Origin of the sequence: Flavobacterium kayseriense (assembly GCF_014305095.1) — a bacterium.
Classification (GTDB): domain Bacteria; phylum Bacteroidota; class Bacteroidia; order Flavobacteriales; family Flavobacteriaceae; genus Flavobacterium; species Flavobacterium kayseriense.
Genome location: NZ_JACRUI010000001.1, coordinates 531,622 through 549,150, shown reverse-complemented (window position 1 = coordinate 549,150; position 17,529 = coordinate 531,622). Strand labels below are relative to the sequence as shown.

Here is a 17,529-nt window from a genome sequence, read left to right as displayed (position 1 = left end):
AACTGAACAATGAAAAAATTTATAGTTTTAGCCTTAGCAATTGGCGCCTTGAGTTCGTGTAAAAATAATGATGACAAAGCAACTGAAAAAGTAAAGAAAGAAGTTGCAGCATCTGTTGATTTCTCTCCAGCCGAAGTTGGAAAAATTATCTTTGAAGGTAAAGGAAATTGTACCTCCTGTCATAACGTTGATTCAAAGTTAATAGGGCCTAGTTTACAGGATATCGCCAAAATATACAAAGAGAAAAACGGAAATATCATATCATTCTTAAAAGGCGAAAGCGAAGCGATTGTAGATCCATCACAGTACGAGGTGATGGCGGCTAATTTAGCACTTACCAAAACTTTTACTGATACCGAGTTGCAAGCAATAGAAGCCTATACGTATTCCACTTTAAAATAAGGAGCTGTTCCCGCCATACGCTATATCTCTTGTGGTGAACACCACCACAAGAGGATGCCGCTACTGTCGGGGCTAAAAAAAGTAGAACCATTCGTGTCCCGAATGGTTTTTGTATTTAGAATAGATTCCAAAAACTTTATGTATTTTGCGATCTCTAAATCTTTAATAATGACAACTGCTTGTATAAAAACTCCTCTTGGCTTCACAACAATTAGTGGTGACGAACATGGTGTTTCATCCATAACAGTTAGTGATGACGGCATTGTAACGAGTTCGATTCCTGAAGCTTTGCAAGAGGTTGTTTCGCAATTAAATGATTATTTTAAAGGAACGAGAACCAGTTTTGATTGTAAACTCAATCCTCAAGGTACCGATTTCCAAAAGGGAGTTTGGGCTGCTTTAGTTGATATCCCTTTTGGTAAAACAAGAACTTATCTAGAACAAGCCAAGACTTTAGGTGATGTCAAAGCCATTCGAGCCGTAGCTTTTGCCAATGGTAAAAATCCGCTGTGGATAGTGGTTCCTTGCCATAGAGTCATTGGTTCTGATGGTTCGCTTACAGGCTATGCTGGTGGGTTATGGCGTAAAAAGTGGTTGCTGGAACACGAAAATCCTAGCAGTCAACAAAGTTTATTCTAGAGTAGATACTAAAATCACTAATATTCTTTAAATTCGTATCAAAGTATTTAGTTTTAAAAAATATGCTTTAATCTGTTGAATCCGTAAAATCCGTGCGCCAAAATTTATGATAGAAAAAATAAACCTCAATAATATTCTTTTCTTAGATATAGAGACCGTTCCTGAAGCCGCTAATTACAAAGAATTAGATGCTGATATGCAAGGGTTGTACGAGCAAAAAACGCAATACCAACGGAAAGACGAGTTCACGGCAGCAGAGTTTTACGATCGTGCAGGTATTTGGGCTGAGTTCGGAAAAATAATTTGCATCTCTGTTGGCTATTTTGTTATTAAAGGGGATGTTCGTAATTTTCGTGTGACTTCTTTCTTTGGCGAAGAGCCTAAACTGCTCAAAGATTTTAATAACCTACTTACTAATCATTTTAGCGGCCCTCAATATGTGTTGTGCGGACATAATGCCAAGGAATTCGATATTCCGTTTCTAGCGCGCCGTATGATTATTAACCAAATTCCAATTCCAGACAAACTCAATTTATTTGGCAAAAAGCCATGGGAAATCCCGCATTTAGATACTTTAGAATTATGGAAATTTGGCGATTATAAACATTATACTTCCCTAAAATTGATGTGTAAAGTGCTTGGAATACCCTCTCCTAAAGGCGATATCGATGGCAGCCAAGTAGGTCATGTGTATTATGTTGACAAAGACATTGACCGAATTGTAACCTATTGTGAAAAAGATACGATCGCCGTAGCACAAATATTTTTACGATTACGACGAGAAGATTTACTGATTGAAGACGAAATTATTCATGTGTAAAAAGGAACTGAGGTTGTTGGTTTCCGGTTGTGGTTGAGTCAATTCTTTTCTTTGTAAAAACCCTTTGCGATCTTTGCGGTTAAATATTTACATTTACAAAAAATATAAATTATGGTTTTAAGTCGATTTTGGTTGGTTATTTTTATTTCATCTATCATTTTTATAGTCGTGAGTTTGTTCACCGCCAATACGTATACCATTGATTTTGTTTTGAATGGTGTAAAAGGAGATCCAGTTTTGGTTTCTGAAAAATATTTGGAGCAGCTTCCTGTTTTTATAAAAGACAGTATAAACGCCTCACCAGAAAAAACATTTGTATTGAACCGTGATTTATCTAATGCTGATACGACCTACGTTTATTCGAATAAAACAGTAAAAATTTTTAGTGGCATCCAAAAGTCGGATGGTTTATTACCCACTTGTAAAAGTACTTTGGTAGATTTGATTTTGCCGCTTATCGCGTATTTGGCATTCTTTTGCGGACTAATGGAGTTGTTAATTATCTCTGGAGCGTCTGGAAAATTAGCGACCGTTTTAAGTCCAGTGTTTGTAAAAGTGTTTCCAAGTATTCCTAAAAACCACCCTTCTATCTCGTATATGACATTGAATTTCGCTGCTAACTTTTTAGGATTAGATTCGGCTGCAACACCATTTGGATTAAAAGCGATGGAGAGTTTGCAAGAACTCAATCCAGATAAAGATCGAGCGAGTGATGCCCAAATTATGTTTATGTGTTTGCATGCTTCAGGATTAACGTTGATTGCAACCTCTATTATTGGGTATCGTGCTGCAGCTGGAGCTGCTAATCCCGCCGATGTAATGCTGCCTTGTATTATCACTTCGTTTATTGGTACTATTGCCGCTTTTTTAATCGTTGGAATCAAGCAAAAAATTAATTTTAAGAGTGCTTCTTTAGTAGCTGCTTTGATGGGATTAATAGGAGCTATCGTTGGTTTGTTGATGTATGTGAATCAATTGGACTTGATTGGTAAAAACTATTTTACAAATAACCTTTCGGGACTAATATTAGTTGGAATTGTTGCTTTTACATTAATCTTCTCTTTCAGAAAAGAGAAAAAATTCAGTGCGGCTAACACTACTGTTTTTGATTCGTTTGTAAAAGGAGCAAACAACGGAGTAAAAACTGGAGTTGTTATTTTTCCTTATGTTTTAGGTATGTTAGTAGCGATTTCCTTATTTAGAAATAGTGGTTTATTCGAAATTATAAGTAATGGTCTAGGGTTTATTTTTTCGAATATGGGCGTAAATAAAGAAATTGTTGATGCTTTGCCAGTGGCTTTATTGCGACCGTTTAGTTCTGCGGGTTCACGCGGTTTCTTAATCGATTCGATGAATACCTTTGGTGCCGATTCTTTAACGGGTCGCTTGAGTAGTATTTTTCAGTGTAGCGCTGAGAGTACTTTCTATGTGATTGCAGTTTATTTTGGTTCGGTTAATATAAAAAACACTCGTTACGCTTTAACGACAATGCTTTTGGTCGACGTAATTTGTGTGATCACTGCAATTTTTGTGGCAAGTTGGTTTTTTTAAATACGAGAATTAGAATTTTTTAGTAGCTCATTTTAGGATGATACATTTATTTTTCTTTCTTTTGAAAAGTGCAAAACCAAAGCAGTTATAAACTTTAAAATAATTTAAAATGTCAAAATACACAAAAATCATTGCTATCGCATTGGTGATTCTTTTTTTGGTAACTAGTTTGTTAGCCTAAGGAAGCAACCTATTATTTAGGATCAAAGGTGTTTTTATTCGCTATCATAAGCAATAAAAACACTTTTTTGTTTTTTTATATCAAAATTGATTCATTTTTCTAACAATGAGGGTTGTTATTGGTTTCTACGACGATAAATAATTTTTATCTTTGTAGAAAACTACAAATAAATGGACTTTATATATCAGGATCCTTATCCAATTTTAAAAGACGATACTCAATATCGCAAAATCACTTCAGATTACGTAAAAGTTGAAAAACTAGGTGACCGCGAAATTCTAACGGTTGACCCAAAGGGACTAGAATTGCTTTCACAAGAGGCGATGAAAGATGTTTCGTTTATGTTACGTACTTCGCATTTGGAAAAATTAAGAGCGATTCTAGATGATCCTGAAGCTACGGATAACGACCGTTTTGTAGCATACAATTTATTGCAAAATGCAGCTGTAGCCATCGAAGGACAGTTGCCTTCATGTCAAGATACCGGAACGGCGATTGTAATGGCTAAAAAAGGCGAAAATGTATATACAGGTGTTGATGATGCCCAATGGCTTTCTAGAGGGATTTTTAACACCTACCAAGAGCGTAACCTTCGTTATTCCCAAATTGTGCCAATTAGCATGTTTGAGGAAAAAAATTCGGGTTCTAATTTACCCGCTCAAATCGATATTTATTCTAAAACTGGAGCTACTTACGAATTTTTGTTTTTAGCCAAAGGTGGAGGGTCTGCTAATAAAACCTATTTATATCAACAAACGAAATCATTGTTGAACGAAAAGTCGATGGATGCTTTTGTTCGTGCTAAAATTATGGATTTGGGAACATCTGCTTGTCCGCCATACCATTTAGCGTTTGTAATAGGAGGAACTTCTGCGGAAGCGAATTTAGCTGCGGTTAAAAAAGCATCGGCGGGTTATTTTGACAACTTGCCTACTACGGGTAACATGGCAGGTCAGGCTTTTCGTGATTTAGAGTGGGAGAAAAGAGTGCAGTTAATTTGTCAAGAAAGTGCTATTGGAGCACAATTTGGAGGTAAATATTTCACTCATGATGTTCGTGTGATTCGTTTGCCACGTCACGCTGCTTCTTGTCCAGTTGGATTAGGAGTTTCTTGTTCAGCGGATAGAAATATAAAAGGTAAAATTACTAAAGACGGAATCTTTGTAGAGCAATTAGAGGTGAATCCTGCGCGTTTGTTGCCAGAGACGGCACCACATTTGGAGCCAGCTGTTGATATTGATTTAAACCGACCTATGGCTGATATTTTGGTTGAATTGTCTAAGTATCCAATAAAGACTCGTTTAAAATTAAATGGTACTTTGATCGTAGCGCGTGATATTGCTCATGCAAAAATTAAGGAAATGCTAGACGCTGGAAAACCAATGCCAGACTATTTCAAAAACCATCCTGTTTATTATGCAGGTCCTGCAAAAACTCCAGAAGGTATGCCGTCAGGAAGTTTTGGACCAACTACCGCTGGTCGTATGGATGTTTATGTAGAAGAATTTCAAAAACAGGGCGGAAGTATGATTATGCTTGCCAAAGGAAACAGAACCAAACAAGTAGTTGACGCTTGTAAAACCTATGGTGGTTTTTACCTAGGATCAATAGGTGGTCCAGCTGCAATTTTAGCGCAAGATAATATACTAAAAGTTGAGGTTGTCGATTTCGAAGAATTAGGAATGGAAGCGGTTCGTAAAATCACCATCAAAGATTTTCCTGCTTTCATAATTACTGATGATAAAGGGAATGACTTCTTTGAGAATTTGTAAAAATTTTATAGAACAATAAATTAGTGTTCAAATAAGGTGAACGTTTTACCGATATAAAAGACCTATTGTTTGTGAAAACAAAAGGTCTTTTGTATTAGTATTTATTTGTGTTTATCTTCTTCTATAAGACTTTTTAATCGATCATCATCTCCGGGATTTCACCTTCAATGATGAGAGTAGCTTCAGTTGAAGCTATTATGTGTTCTACGGACACTCCAGGAGCTCTTTCTACTAGTTTAAATCCTTTAGGAGTTACTTCCATTACGGCAAGTTCAGTTACAACTTTTTTAACGCATCCAACTCCAGTTAGGGGTAGACTACATTTTTTTAAAATTTTTGACTCTCCTGCTTTATTAACGTGCATCATTGCAACGATAATGTTCTCTGCAGAGGCAACTAAGTCCATCGCGCCTCCCATTCCTTTTACCATTTTTCCTGGTATCTTCCAGTTCGCAATATCACCATTCTCTGCTACTTCCATAGCGCCAAGAATAGTTAGGTCTACCTTTTGAGAACGAATCATTCCAAAACTCAATGCCGAGTCAAAAAACGAGGCTCCTGGTAAAGTAGTAATGGTTTGTTTTCCTGCGTTGATGATGTCAGCATCTTCTTCTCCTTCAAAAGGGAATGGACCCATGCCTAATACACCATTTTCGCTCTGAAATTCGACAGCTATATCAGTTCGAACATAATTGGCCACTAATGTTGGAATACCGATTCCTAAGTTTACATAATAACCGTCTTTTACTTCCTTGGCTATACGTTTTGCTATTTCTTCTTTTCCTAATGCCATAATTAATTTTTTTTTCTAACCGTTCTTTGCTCTATTCTCTTCTCAAACTTTTCTCCCTGAAAGATGCGTTGCACCATGATTCCGGGAATATGAATTTCGTTAGGGTCTAATGAGCCTGCAGGTAAAAGTTCTTCTACCTCGGCAATGGTGATTTTAGCAGCACCAGCCATGCATGCATTAAAATTACGAGCTGTTCCTTTAAATATTAGATTTCCGGCTTCGTCACCTTTCCAAGCTTTCACAATCGCAAAATCGGCTTTGTAAGCCAGTTCCATGATGTGCATTTTTCCGTTGAATTCGCGTACTTCTTTTCCTTCAGCGACTTCTGTTCCGTAGCCGGCTGGAGTAAAGAAAGCAGGAATTCCAGCCTGAGCAGCGCGACATTTTTCGGCTAACGTTCCTTGAGGAGTAAGTTCGACATCTAATTCACCAGATAACATCTGACGTTCAAATTCGGCATTTTCTCCTACGTAGGATGAAATCATTTTTTTGATTTGGCGTTTTTGTAATAGCAAGCCTAATCCAAAATCATCTACACCTGCATTATTTGAAATACAAGTAAGATTGGTAGTTGCTTTAATCACTAATTCGGCTATTGCATTTTCAGGAATTCCACATAAGCCAAAGCCACCTAACATAATAGTCATGTTGTCTTCAACTCCCTGTAAAGCTTCTTGTACGGTATTTACTTTTTTATTAATCATAATTTTATATCTAAAATGATGTGATGAATAGTTGTGTTCTAGCCCAGACCGAAGCGGCATCCTTTATGGCTGGTGTTCAGCCATGAAGATATAGCGTAGTGCTGGAAAAAGCTCCTAAAATTATTTAGAATTCAAACTCGTCTGTATTTTGAACTTCTGTTGTATCTTTCACTTTTGGTGCTGTATAGCAGTCGACTTTTATCGATAAATTTGCGGGCCTCTCGAAATTTTCCTTAGAGACTTTTAGTTCAGAATCAGCATAACAGAGTTTCATAAAATAACCCCAGATAGGTAATGCAGCGGTTGCTCCTTGTCCGTAAGTGATGGTTTTAAATCGTGCTGAACGATCCTCACAACCTACCCAAACACCGGTAACTAGATTAGGAACCATTCCCATAAACCATCCATCAGATTGGTTTTGCGTTGTTCCTGTTTTACCCGCTATTGGATTTTTGAACATGTAAGGATAACCTGTCCATCTGTTATCACCACTTCCGCCATATTCTGTTCGTAGCCTTGATCCAGAACCGCCTTCTGTAACTCCTTCAAGTAGTTTAATTACAGCAAAAGCAATGTCTTTATTAAGCACGTCATGAGACTCAGGAATAGGTTCGTATATTACTACACCACTTTTATCTTCTATTCTACTTAAAAATTGGGGTTTGTTATAGACCCCTTGATTAGCAAAGGTGCTGTAAGCGGCAACCATATCTTCGACAGTGATGTCTACGGCTCCTAAAGCAATAGAGGCTTGAAGCGGAATATCAGACTTGATTCCTAACTTATTAGTAAGTTTTACGACAGCCTCAGGACCCACTTTGTCCATTAATTTTGCTGATACGGTATTAATCGAATTAGCTAATGCTTTTTTCAAAGTTACCATTCCGCGGTATTGGTTGTCAGAGTTTCTTGGTGTCCATGCTTCAGTTGCATGATGGCGCCCTGCTGGCATTGTAAAGGGTGCGTCAATGATTGAATCACATGGAGACATGTTTAGTTGCTCTATTGCAGTAGCATACACGAAAGGTTTGAAAGTAGATCCCACTTGTCTTGCCCCTTGGCCTACGTGATCGTATTGAAAGTATTTGTAGTTAATTCCCCCAACCCACGCTTTGATATGTCCGGTTTGCGGCTCCATAGCCATTAATCCAGACTGCAAAAAGTGTTTGTAGTAACGAATAGAATCAATTGGAGTCATTGTTGTGTCTTTTTCGCCTTTCCAAGTAAAAACAGTCATTTTGACTTTTTGGTTAAAAGATGCAATTATTTCGTCATCGCTTTTGTCCATTCCTTTCATTACTGCCCATCTATTAGAGGACTTCATGGCTTGTTTCAAGATGCGTTGCGTCTCGACATCGGAGATGTTCACAAAAGGTGCGTTTTTATTAGTTTTAGCTTGTATAAAAAACTCCTCTTGCAAATTAGCAATATGTGCTTTCACCGCTTCCTCGGCATGCATTTGCATTCTTGAGTCAATTGTGGTATATATCTTTAATCCGTCTTTGTAAATATCGTAATCAGACCCATCTGGTTTTTTGTTCTCTTCTACCCATTTTTTCATATAGTCACGCAAGTACTCTCTAAAGTAAGTAGCAGTTCCCTCACGATGACTCTCTAGTTTAAATTTTAAGGTGATTGGTAAAGCTTGAAGTTTTACTTTTTGCTCCTCGCTGATCATTTTAGATTTTTGCATTTGAGCTAAAACCACATTTCGACGGTTTTTTACTCCTTGTGGGTTTCTTACTGGATTGTATAAGCCCGAGTTCTTAAACATTCCTACTAATATAGCCGATTCATCAATGGTTAATTCCTTAGGAGTTTTAGAGAAATAGGTTTGTGCTGCAGAACTTACACCCACTGAATAATTTCCAAAATCGTATACATTGCAGTACATGGCAAGTATTTCATTTTTAGTATATTGTCTTTCTAGTCGAATAGCGATTATCCATTCTTTTGCTTTTTGAACAATTCTAAAAGGCAAAAATTTTGAACCTTCACCATGAAAAAGTTGCTTAGCCAATTGTTGTGTTAAGGTACTCGCTCCCCCACTAGATCCTAAGCTTGCGATAGCCCTCAAAGTTCCTCTACCATCTATTCCTGAATGCTCGTAAAAACGTTCATCTTCAGTGGCAACTAAGGCATCTACTAAGTTTTTAGGAAGGTCAGAATATTTAAGTTGTGATCTATTTTCTCTGAAAAACTTACCAATAACAACTTGATCAGAAGATAGGACTTCAGTTGCTAAGTTAGAATCTGGATTTTCTAAATCTTCAAAGGAGGGCATAGAGCCAAATATTCCCCAAGAAGCAAATAGGAAAAAAACAATGATACCTCCAATTCCATAAAAGAAAAATCTCCAAAAGGTTTTAGTATAATATTTAAAATCTTTTTGGATTGTTTTGTTCTGATTGTTATTTTTTTTAGCAGCCATAACTTATTCTAGTCTTTTTTTTCAATTCGTAAACCCACATCAGTAATTCCTTCTAAGCTAGTAACTCCGGGAACTTTACCGTTTTCTCTAACGGCCTGTTTGATATTCATTTTGTACTTCCCTCTAAACCTAACATTCTCTTTGTAAAATAATTTACTTTCTTTTATGTCAGAGAATCCATCTCCTAAAAGTGTTCCGTCAGCATCAGCCATTTGGTACTCTAAGGTATCTACCTTGGTATAGCCGTTTGGCATTTCTAATGAAACAATCAAGAAAATATTGTTGTATGGATAGTTATTATTGTCTCTAATGTTTAGAAAAAGATCGTATCTTTTTGTCGAATCTAAATCAGGTAGATTAAAGCTAACGACACTGTCTTTATGCCAAGCAGCGCCAACCGATTTGTAGTCGTCAAAAACTCTTTTTTTATCACATGAAAAAAGAGCAACCGCTATCAAAAAAACTAAAACACTATTTTTTAGTCTCATTTTTTTTAATAATTATTGGTTTTCTTACTGCTGCTGGTTCTGTCGAAGCCGGTTTTTTCTCGTTTGGATTTCCTGTTTTTTTGTGAGCCGGTTTTTTATTATTAGCAATAATTTTATTGTCTGACGGTTTTTTAGGTGTTGATGCTACCGCATTTTCTCCAGCTTTCTTCGGTTTCTTATTAGATCTCTTGCTTTTCTTTGGTTGGTCAAATCGAGTTAAGCTCTCTTGTCCCATTGCATTGTTAAAGTCTTTCTCTACTTCTTGAATGATTTCTATTGCATAATCTTCAAGTGAAGACACTTTGTTTTTTAACTTATTTTCAGCAATAATCTCTTTAACCTTTTCAATTTTTAATATATGCCAGTTTGCAAAATTATTGGTGTAAGCAAACCACATTAATCCCTTAAAAATATCTTGTTTCTGACAAATAGCATCTCCTTTTTCAGTTACTAATTTAGTTTCAAAATCAGGAAAGCCTTTTAAAGCGTCTAGATACGTATCTAATTCATAGTTCAAGCAACACTTTAATTTTCCGCATTGTCCTGCTAATTTTTGTGGATTTAAAGATAATTGTTGGTAGCGAGCTGCAGAAGTATTGACACTTCTAAAATCGGTCAACCACGTTGAACAACATAATTCTCTTCCACAAGATCCAATTCCGCCTAGACGAGCTGCTTCCTGACGAAAACCTACTTGTTTCATTTCTACTCTAGTGCTGAATTCTTTAGCAAAATCTTTAATTAACATTCTAAAATCGACACGATCGTTTGCCGTGTAATAGAACGTTGCTTTTGATCCATCTCCTTGAAATTCAATATCAGATATTTTCATTTCGAGCTTATGTGCAATTGCTAGTTCACGAGCACGAACTTTCATTGGCTCTTCTTTCTCTCTAGCAGTAGACCAAATATCGATATCTTTTTGAGATGCTTTTCTGTAAATTTTTGCTACCTCATTGCTGCTAGGGCTAACTCCTTTTTTCTTCATTTGGATGCGAACCAACTCTCCCGTTAGTGTCACAATACCAATATCATGTCCCGGTGAAGCTACAGTCGCAACAATATCTCCCATTGATAAAGTAAGCTTTTCCGTATTGCGGTAAAATTCCTTTCGTCCGTTTTTAAAACGCACCTCGACGCAATCAAATGGAGCTTCGCCGTTAGGTAAACTCATATTAGAAAGCCAATCAAAAACTGTTAATTTATTGCAGCTATCGGTGCCGCAAGTCCCATTATTTTTACAACCCTTAGGTGCGCCACCATCAGAAGTTGAACAACTTGTACATGCCATAATTTTATATATAGTGTTGTGACTAGCACAACTTATGTTCTTAAAACGTTTAATCCGTAAAGATAGTATTTTTTAAGCGAAAGTTGCAAAACTTAGCATTGTCTTACAATTAGACTTTTAAGTAAAAAATGCCTATTCCAAACAATTGAAATAGGCATTTTTAGTGCTATAAGCTTTTATATTTATGCTAAAACTTTATATAATTTATCGGATAGTCGAATTCGAAATGGCAATTGAATCGTACAAACATCGCCAGCAACGGCTTTATCCGCCTTTACATCATTCACTTGCATTTCGGTAATGACTAATTGTTGTTCGCCAGTCGTCATTCCTTTGATCATGATGGTATCGCCAACATTGATTTCGTTTTCTTCGATAGAAAATTGACCAATACTCGGTTTTGGATAAAAATGCGTTCCATTACCAATGTACTGTTTCTTGATTTTTGGTTGTTTTTTAGCCAACGCTTTCGATTTTATTAAATCAGCAAGATTTGGAATTACATCCAAAGGATCGAGACTTGCTTCTCTATTCTTGAAAGTCAATACATCCGATTTTCCTTTTTTGAAAATCTTATTTCCGTTTTTCACTCCGCGACGAATCGCTTTTTGCTCTTCTTCTGGTAAATGAATTACCTCTACACATTCGGCTGAACAACAACCTTGCATCGCTTGTGCACATTCCTCACATTGAATAAACAACAAATGGCAACCTTCATTAATACAATTGGTGTGTACATCACAAGGTTTTCCGCATTGGTGGCATTGAGATACAATATCGTCAGTGATTCTTTCGCCTAAGCGGTGGTCAAATACAAAGTTTTTACCAATGAATTTACTCTCTAATTCCTCTTCCTTAATTTGTTTTGCGTAGTTAATAATACCACCCTCTAATTGGAATACATTTTTGAAACCTTGGTGCTTGAAGTAAGCCGAAGCTTTCTCACAACGAATTCCTCCAGTGCAATACATCACTAAGTTTTTATCTTCTTTAAAATCTTGTAGTTGCTCGTTGATAATCGGTAAAGATTCGCGAAAAGTATCTACATCTGGCGTAATCGCTCCTTTAAAATAGCCGATTTCACTTTCGTAATGATTTCGAAAATCAACTACAATTGTATTGGGATCATCCAAAATTTCGTTGAATTCCTTGGCTTTCAAATGCACTCCAATGTTTGTCACATCAAAAGTTTCATCATTCAAACCATCGGCAACAATTTTGTCACGCACTTTAATCGTCAGTTTCAAGAACGAGTGATCATCATGCTCTACGGCAATATTCAATCGCATCCCTTTCATGAAATCGTAGGCTTCGATAGAATCTTTAAAAGCATAGAAATTATCTGCAGGAAGTGATAACTGAGCATTTATTCCTTCTTTGGCTACATATATTCGACCAAGAACCACTAATGGGTCCCAAGCACGGAATAAATCGTTACGAAATTGTGTTGGATCTGAGATTTGCGCATAAGCATAGAACGACAAAGTAAGTCTTTGTTTTCCGGCATCATCAATCATGATGGCTCTTTCTTCTGCGCTTAAAGTGTTATACAGTTGCATGCTATAAACGGTTTAAGTGTGAAAAATTATTTTTGCAAAAGTATGAAAAAAGGTTCAGAGGAGCAAAGGTTAAGATGTTCTACGTTTCTAGGAGCTATTTCCAGCTTTCCGCTATATCTCTTGTCTCCGCTATCGCTACTAAAAGAGGATGCCGCTGCAATCTGGGCTAGGGTATTCGGGGTTATTGAAGATCTGATTTCATTATAAGACGAAAAAAGCCCAGAATGTACTTCTGAGCTAATTTTGTTTTATAATCTATTCTTCTTACTCTTGTCAATATAACCGTCCGCTAATTAAATTATAATTACGGGGTTTATTTTTGTTTCTCTGCTACTGCAATATTTTCGATTCCCTTTATCAAAGCATCAGGATTAAAGGAAATGCTATCAATACCGTTTTTAACTAGAAACTGCGCATACTCTGGATAATCGCTTGGTGCTTGTCCGCATAGTCCTGTGTGTGTGTTTGTTTTCTTTGCCTTAGTCAATGTCATTTCGATTAATTGCATCACCGCGGGATCAAAAGGATTAAAAACTTCGCTTAATAATTCCGAATCCCTATCCGCGCCTAATGTCAATTGAGTTAGGTCGTTAGACCCAATAGAGAATCCGTCAAAATATTTTGCGAATTCTTCAGCAAGTAATGCATTGCTTGGGATTTCAATCATCACGTACAACTCTAATCCGTTTTCGTTTCTTTTCAATCCACAACCATCCATTACAGCGATAACCTTTTCGGCTTCAGTGATAGAACGACAAAAAGGAATCATCAATTTTATGTTAGTTAAACCCATGTCATCACGTACTATTTTCATCGCTTTGCATTCCATCTCAAAAGCATCTTTGTACAAAGGATGGTAATATCGTGAAGCACCTCTAAAACCAATCATCGGGTTCTCTTCATTGGGTTCAAATTGTTTTCCTCCTAGTAAATTGGCATATTCATTCGACTTAAAATCACTCATTCTCACAATGACTTCTTTTGGGTAAAAAGCGGCAGCCATTTTTGCAGTTGCTTCCGCCAATGATTGTATGAAAAAGTCCTCTTTGCTTTTATACAACCGTGTAGTTTTTTCAATTTTTTCTTTTATTGCGGAATCTGTAATAGTGTCAAAATGTTTTAGCGCCATGGGATGAATGCCGATGGTGTTGCTAATGATGAACTCCATGCGCATTAAGCCCACGCCATCATTTGGTAGAAGTGAAAATCCAAAAGCTTCATCTGGTTGCGCCAAAATAAGCATCACCTTTGTTTTGGTTTTTGGAATAGCTGAAATATCTATTGTTTTTTCCTCCCATTTTAATATCCCATCATAGACCACACCTAGATTTCCTCTGGCAGTAGATACAGTGATTATCTGGCCATCCTCGATACTCTTTGATCCATTTCCAGTACCCACTACTGCAACAGCACCCAATTCCCGAGCAACAATGGCTGCATGTGATGTGCGCCCTCCTTGATCTGTAATGATTGCTACTGCTTTTTTCATTATAGGATCCCAATCAGGATCGGTTCGTTCCGTTACTAGAATTTCTCCAGCACTCAATTTTGATATTTCAGATGGAGAATGGAGTATTCTTGCCTTGCCCGAAACAATTTTGTTCCCTAAGCCTGCACCGCTGCATATTATGTTCCCTTTTTCAAGCAAGGTATACTGCTTGAATTCATGTTGTTTTTTATTACGGTACACTGTTTCGGGTCGTGCTTGTACGATATACATTTTTCCATCACCTCCATCTTTTGCCCATTCAATATCCATATGGCAATTGTAATGTTTCTCAATGATGCAGGCCCACTTTGCAAGTTGAACCACTTCTTGGTCACTCAATATATATTGCTCTCTTTTTTCAACGGTAGTATCTAGGTTGATGATTGCTTCTTCTGGTTTTACGATAGCGTCAGTGTCCATTGAAGAATATACCATTGTTTTTATTTTGCTACCTAATTTTCGAGAAATGATAGGTTGAGAAACTTTATCTAACAGAGGTTTAAAAACAAGAAATTCATCGGTGTTTACCGTTCCTTGCACCACATTTTCTCCCAATCCCCATGCTCCTGAAACAAGTACTGTATTTTCAAAACCTGAATCGGGATCAAGGGTAAACATCACACCCGAACTCGCAATGTCTGATCGTATCATAGTTTGAACACCAATAGACAAAGCTACTTTCATGTGGTCAAAACCATTGTCTACTCTATATTTTATAGCTCTGTCTGTAAACAAAGAAGCATAGCATCGCTGACAAGCTTTAATTAGATTTTGTTCTCCTTTTACGTTCAAATAGGATTCTTGCTGACCTGCAAAACTTGCAGTGGGAAGATCTTCGGCTGTGGCGCTGCTTCGAACGGCAAATGTTTTTTCGGCACCTACAGAGGCGGATAATTTATGATAGGCTTGAAGGATATTTTTTTTAAGTAATTCGGGAATTTGTCCTGAAAGAATTAAATTTCTAGACTGTAGTCCTATCTCAGATAAATTATTAAAATGGGTGGTATCTAGTTTGGATAGTATGGTGGTCAATTGTGGAATAAATTCATTTTCATTCAAAAACAACCAATATCCTTCTGATGTAATCGCAAAGCCTTCTGGTACAACTACTCCTTTCGATAAAAGGGATCGGTACATTTCACCTAATGAAGCGTTTTTACCTCCAACTGTTGGCACATCCTTATTTGATACCTCCGAAAAATGTTTGATAAAGTCCATAATTAAATAATTTTTTATAACCATTTAATAATCGCAACTACCATATTGTCTTTTATGTGGCTAAGTGCTTTTATTGAATCATAAAGTTAATCAAATTTATCTATTTGAAGTTGGTTGTAAATGATTTAATTGTTTCATTATCAAATGAAAAGCTTTTATTTTTGCTTATTATGAGCTAGAACAATAATTGAGTTTTAGCATAGAAGCGATCAAAGCGTGTTGTCATGCAAATAATAAAACAAACTCAGGTTTATATTATTTATACCAATATTGAATATAGTTTGAATCAATAGGAATAGCGTTTAATTATTTTTCAAACTATTTCACTTGCTTTGTCCTGCTGAACGTATCTAAACATACGTGAACAACTTTCTTGAAACATTTTACCTGACAAATAGTATGAAGTGATTGTTAAGTAAAAAACATTGGTCCATAAAGTTAGTAGTAGTTAATCACTTATTAAATGCAAAAAGCCCAGAAAATGTTTCTGAGCTATTTGTTATTTTCTGTAATTTTTACGGTGTCTATACCTTATGTAAACTAGTGGAAGCATGGCCAAAATTAAGAAGAAAGAAATGTACAGTACGTTTTTCATCTTTAATTCATCACTATCATTAGTAACCCAAGCACCTTCTTTTAATTCTAACTGAATCGTTTGCTCGTTTTCGTTTGCCAAAATATATTGTTCTTTAGGAAAACCCTCGATAAGCATCATAACAGCCATTTGATTATGTGGCATGTCCTTAAACATGGTATTACGAAAATAAAACGAATTTGTATTCTTAGGAAAATTAAGTACTTCGACTACTAATTTGGATTCGTGACCTAAAAGCACTAATGGTTTTCCAAATTTTAAAGTGTCTTTTTCGTTTACGATAAAAAAGACATTTTTATTAAAATGATCAACAACTAATTTTATGAAATCTTCAGGTGTTTTGTAAGCGCCTTTCGAATACAGATAATCTATTTCGCCCTCAAATGCCGATAATGAACTTGTTATCTGTAATATATATTTACCGTCATCTGTTTTTGAAAGCACAGCCGTAGATAAATCTGGTTGGTGGGCATAGCTAGCAAAAGACACGAACAATGCCATAAAGAATAAGCATTGCTTTACTATTTTATTATTTGACATATACACCATGTAAACTGTTTATAAAGTTGTTTTTTCCTGCGGCATCTACATGGTAATGATAGCCTCTAGTGGTATCATAATGTCCTAGAGATGCATCAAGATCCGTATATTCAGTTCCGCTAGTGCTAAGGTGTTGATACATTCCATATCCGTCGAGTGCATATCCTATCATAGCAGCATGACCATCAGCTTGAGCTATTTGTGTAGTTAACCCTGTTGCAGCATGGTAATGGTATCCTGCTGCCAAATTGATGTGGCCTCCAGCGTCGTCGAATGGTGCTAGTGTATATGCGGCTAATATCACACTTGTAGGTGCAGGTGCGTCAAAAACAACGCCGTTGAAAGCCAAACCTCTTACGCTAGGTCCGCTTGACATAGGTCCACCTCCAAATGCAGTTGCAGAGCTTGCTGCTTTTGGGGTTATAGGAATATAGTAGGTATGAGATAAATTAGCCACATAAGAGGGTAAACACTCTACACAGTAATTTCTATATTGAGCACCTACATTGGGATTAGCAGCTTCTTCACATTCCGTTTTAGTACTTGCTTTAGTGATTTCTCCAGTGGTAGCATTATACATCATCCAAGTATTGTCTTTATAAAAAGTTGCCATGTTTTTTACAAATGCACCATCTACATCATATACTTTACCTCCTTCTAACCAGATTCCACCCTTTGTAGCATCATCAGAAATATTAGATGGACACCATGGTCCCATTGTGTGATCTGACGCAAGACTATTGACTACTATTTTAAAACAATTCGCAGTTGATCCATCTGAAAGGGTTTTTGACACTATTGTAATAGGCTCTACTAAACCACCAGTCAAAAAGTTAGATGAAGCAACATTAATTACAACAGCTTCTTCAGTAGTCGTTTCAGTAGTTGTATCATCTTTACTACAGGAGTTCACAAGTGTAAGTAGCACTGTAGAAAATAAAATAAAGAAGGGCTTGTTCATACTATTTTTGATTTACTCGTTAAATTGAATATTCAAAAGTATGAGTAAATAAAGATGGTTTTTATACTAATCGGTGAATTGCCCCTAATATTCAG

General features: G+C 36.5%; 14 protein-coding genes. 5 read left to right on the top strand and 9 right to left on the bottom strand.

Annotated elements, in window-relative coordinates:
- Window positions 1-9 precede the first annotated feature (9 nt).
- The 5 genes from H8R22_RS02225 (at window position 10) to H8R22_RS02205 (ending at window position 5,365) form a co-directional block, all read left to right on the top strand.
- Window positions 10-402 carry a c-type cytochrome gene (locus H8R22_RS02225; RefSeq protein WP_187009150.1) on the top strand — a complete coding sequence of 131 codons (393 nt, stop codon included), beginning with the start codon at window positions 10-12 and terminating at the stop codon, window positions 400-402.
- A 168-nt stretch (window positions 403-570) separates the two neighbouring features.
- Window positions 571-1,041, top strand: coding sequence for a methylated-DNA--[protein]-cysteine S-methyltransferase (locus H8R22_RS02220; protein WP_187009151.1), 471 nt, complete (start codon window positions 571-573; stop codon window positions 1,039-1,041).
- Window positions 1,042-1,147: 106 nt separating this feature from the next.
- The gene (locus H8R22_RS02215; protein ID WP_187009152.1) at window positions 1,148-1,861 is read left to right on the top strand and encodes a 3'-5' exonuclease; all 714 of its coding nucleotides are present in this window, start codon (window positions 1,148-1,150) and stop codon (window positions 1,859-1,861) included.
- Window positions 1,862-1,972: 111 nt separating this feature from the next.
- Entirely contained in the window at window positions 1,973-3,412 is a 1,440-nt protein-coding gene (locus tag H8R22_RS02210) for a nucleoside recognition domain-containing protein (protein WP_187009153.1), read from the top strand.
- Window positions 3,413-3,763: 351 nt separating this feature from the next.
- A complete protein-coding gene (locus tag H8R22_RS02205; protein ID WP_187009154.1) occupies window positions 3,764-5,365 on the top strand; it encodes a fumarate hydratase in 1,602 nt (533 codons plus the stop codon).
- Window positions 5,366-5,498: 133 nt separating this feature from the next.
- Here the strand turns inward: H8R22_RS02205 and H8R22_RS02200 are convergent, their stop codons facing one another.
- From H8R22_RS02200 to H8R22_RS02160, 9 genes are all read right to left on the bottom strand, one after another.
- On the bottom strand, window positions 5,499-6,158 hold the full coding sequence (locus tag H8R22_RS02200; protein ID WP_187009155.1) for a 3-oxoacid CoA-transferase subunit B: 660 nt from the start codon (window positions 6,156-6,158) through the stop codon (window positions 5,499-5,501).
- Between the two features lie 2 nt (window positions 6,159-6,160).
- A complete protein-coding gene (locus tag H8R22_RS02195) occupies window positions 6,161-6,862 on the bottom strand; it encodes a CoA transferase subunit A (RefSeq protein ID WP_187009156.1) in 702 nt (233 codons plus the stop codon).
- A gap of 124 nt (window positions 6,863-6,986) precedes the next feature.
- Window positions 6,987-9,293, bottom strand: coding sequence for a penicillin-binding protein 1A (locus H8R22_RS02190; protein WP_187009157.1), 2,307 nt, complete (start codon window positions 9,291-9,293; stop codon window positions 6,987-6,989).
- A gap of 8 nt (window positions 9,294-9,301) precedes the next feature.
- Window positions 9,302-9,781 carry a gliding motility lipoprotein GldH gene (locus H8R22_RS02185; protein WP_187009158.1) on the bottom strand — a complete coding sequence of 160 codons (480 nt, stop codon included), beginning with the start codon at window positions 9,779-9,781 and terminating at the stop codon, window positions 9,302-9,304.
- Window positions 9,765-11,072 (bottom strand): PSP1 domain-containing protein, encoded by a 1,308-nt coding sequence (gene ricT, locus H8R22_RS02180; RefSeq protein WP_187009159.1) that lies wholly within the window; start codon window positions 11,070-11,072, stop codon window positions 9,765-9,767. Before ricT ends, H8R22_RS02185 begins: the two co-directional genes overlap by 17 nt.
- 182 nt (window positions 11,073-11,254) lie before the next feature.
- Window positions 11,255-12,631, bottom strand: coding sequence for an oxygen-dependent tRNA uridine(34) hydroxylase TrhO (trhO, locus tag H8R22_RS02175; protein WP_187009160.1), 1,377 nt, complete (start codon window positions 12,629-12,631; stop codon window positions 11,255-11,257).
- A gap of 313 nt (window positions 12,632-12,944) precedes the next feature.
- Complete coding sequence (ppsA, locus tag H8R22_RS02170; protein WP_222616887.1) at window positions 12,945-15,338, bottom strand: phosphoenolpyruvate synthase; 2,394 nt, start codon at window positions 15,336-15,338, stop codon at window positions 12,945-12,947.
- 499 nt (window positions 15,339-15,837) lie between these two features.
- A complete protein-coding gene (locus H8R22_RS02165) occupies window positions 15,838-16,473 on the bottom strand; it encodes a hypothetical protein (protein WP_187009161.1) in 636 nt (211 codons plus the stop codon).
- Complete coding sequence (locus H8R22_RS02160) at window positions 16,463-17,434, bottom strand: YHYH protein (RefSeq protein ID WP_187009162.1); 972 nt, start codon at window positions 17,432-17,434, stop codon at window positions 16,463-16,465. The genes H8R22_RS02165 and H8R22_RS02160 overlap by 11 nt, the downstream gene beginning before the upstream one ends.
- Between the last annotated feature and the right edge of the window lie 95 nt (window positions 17,435-17,529).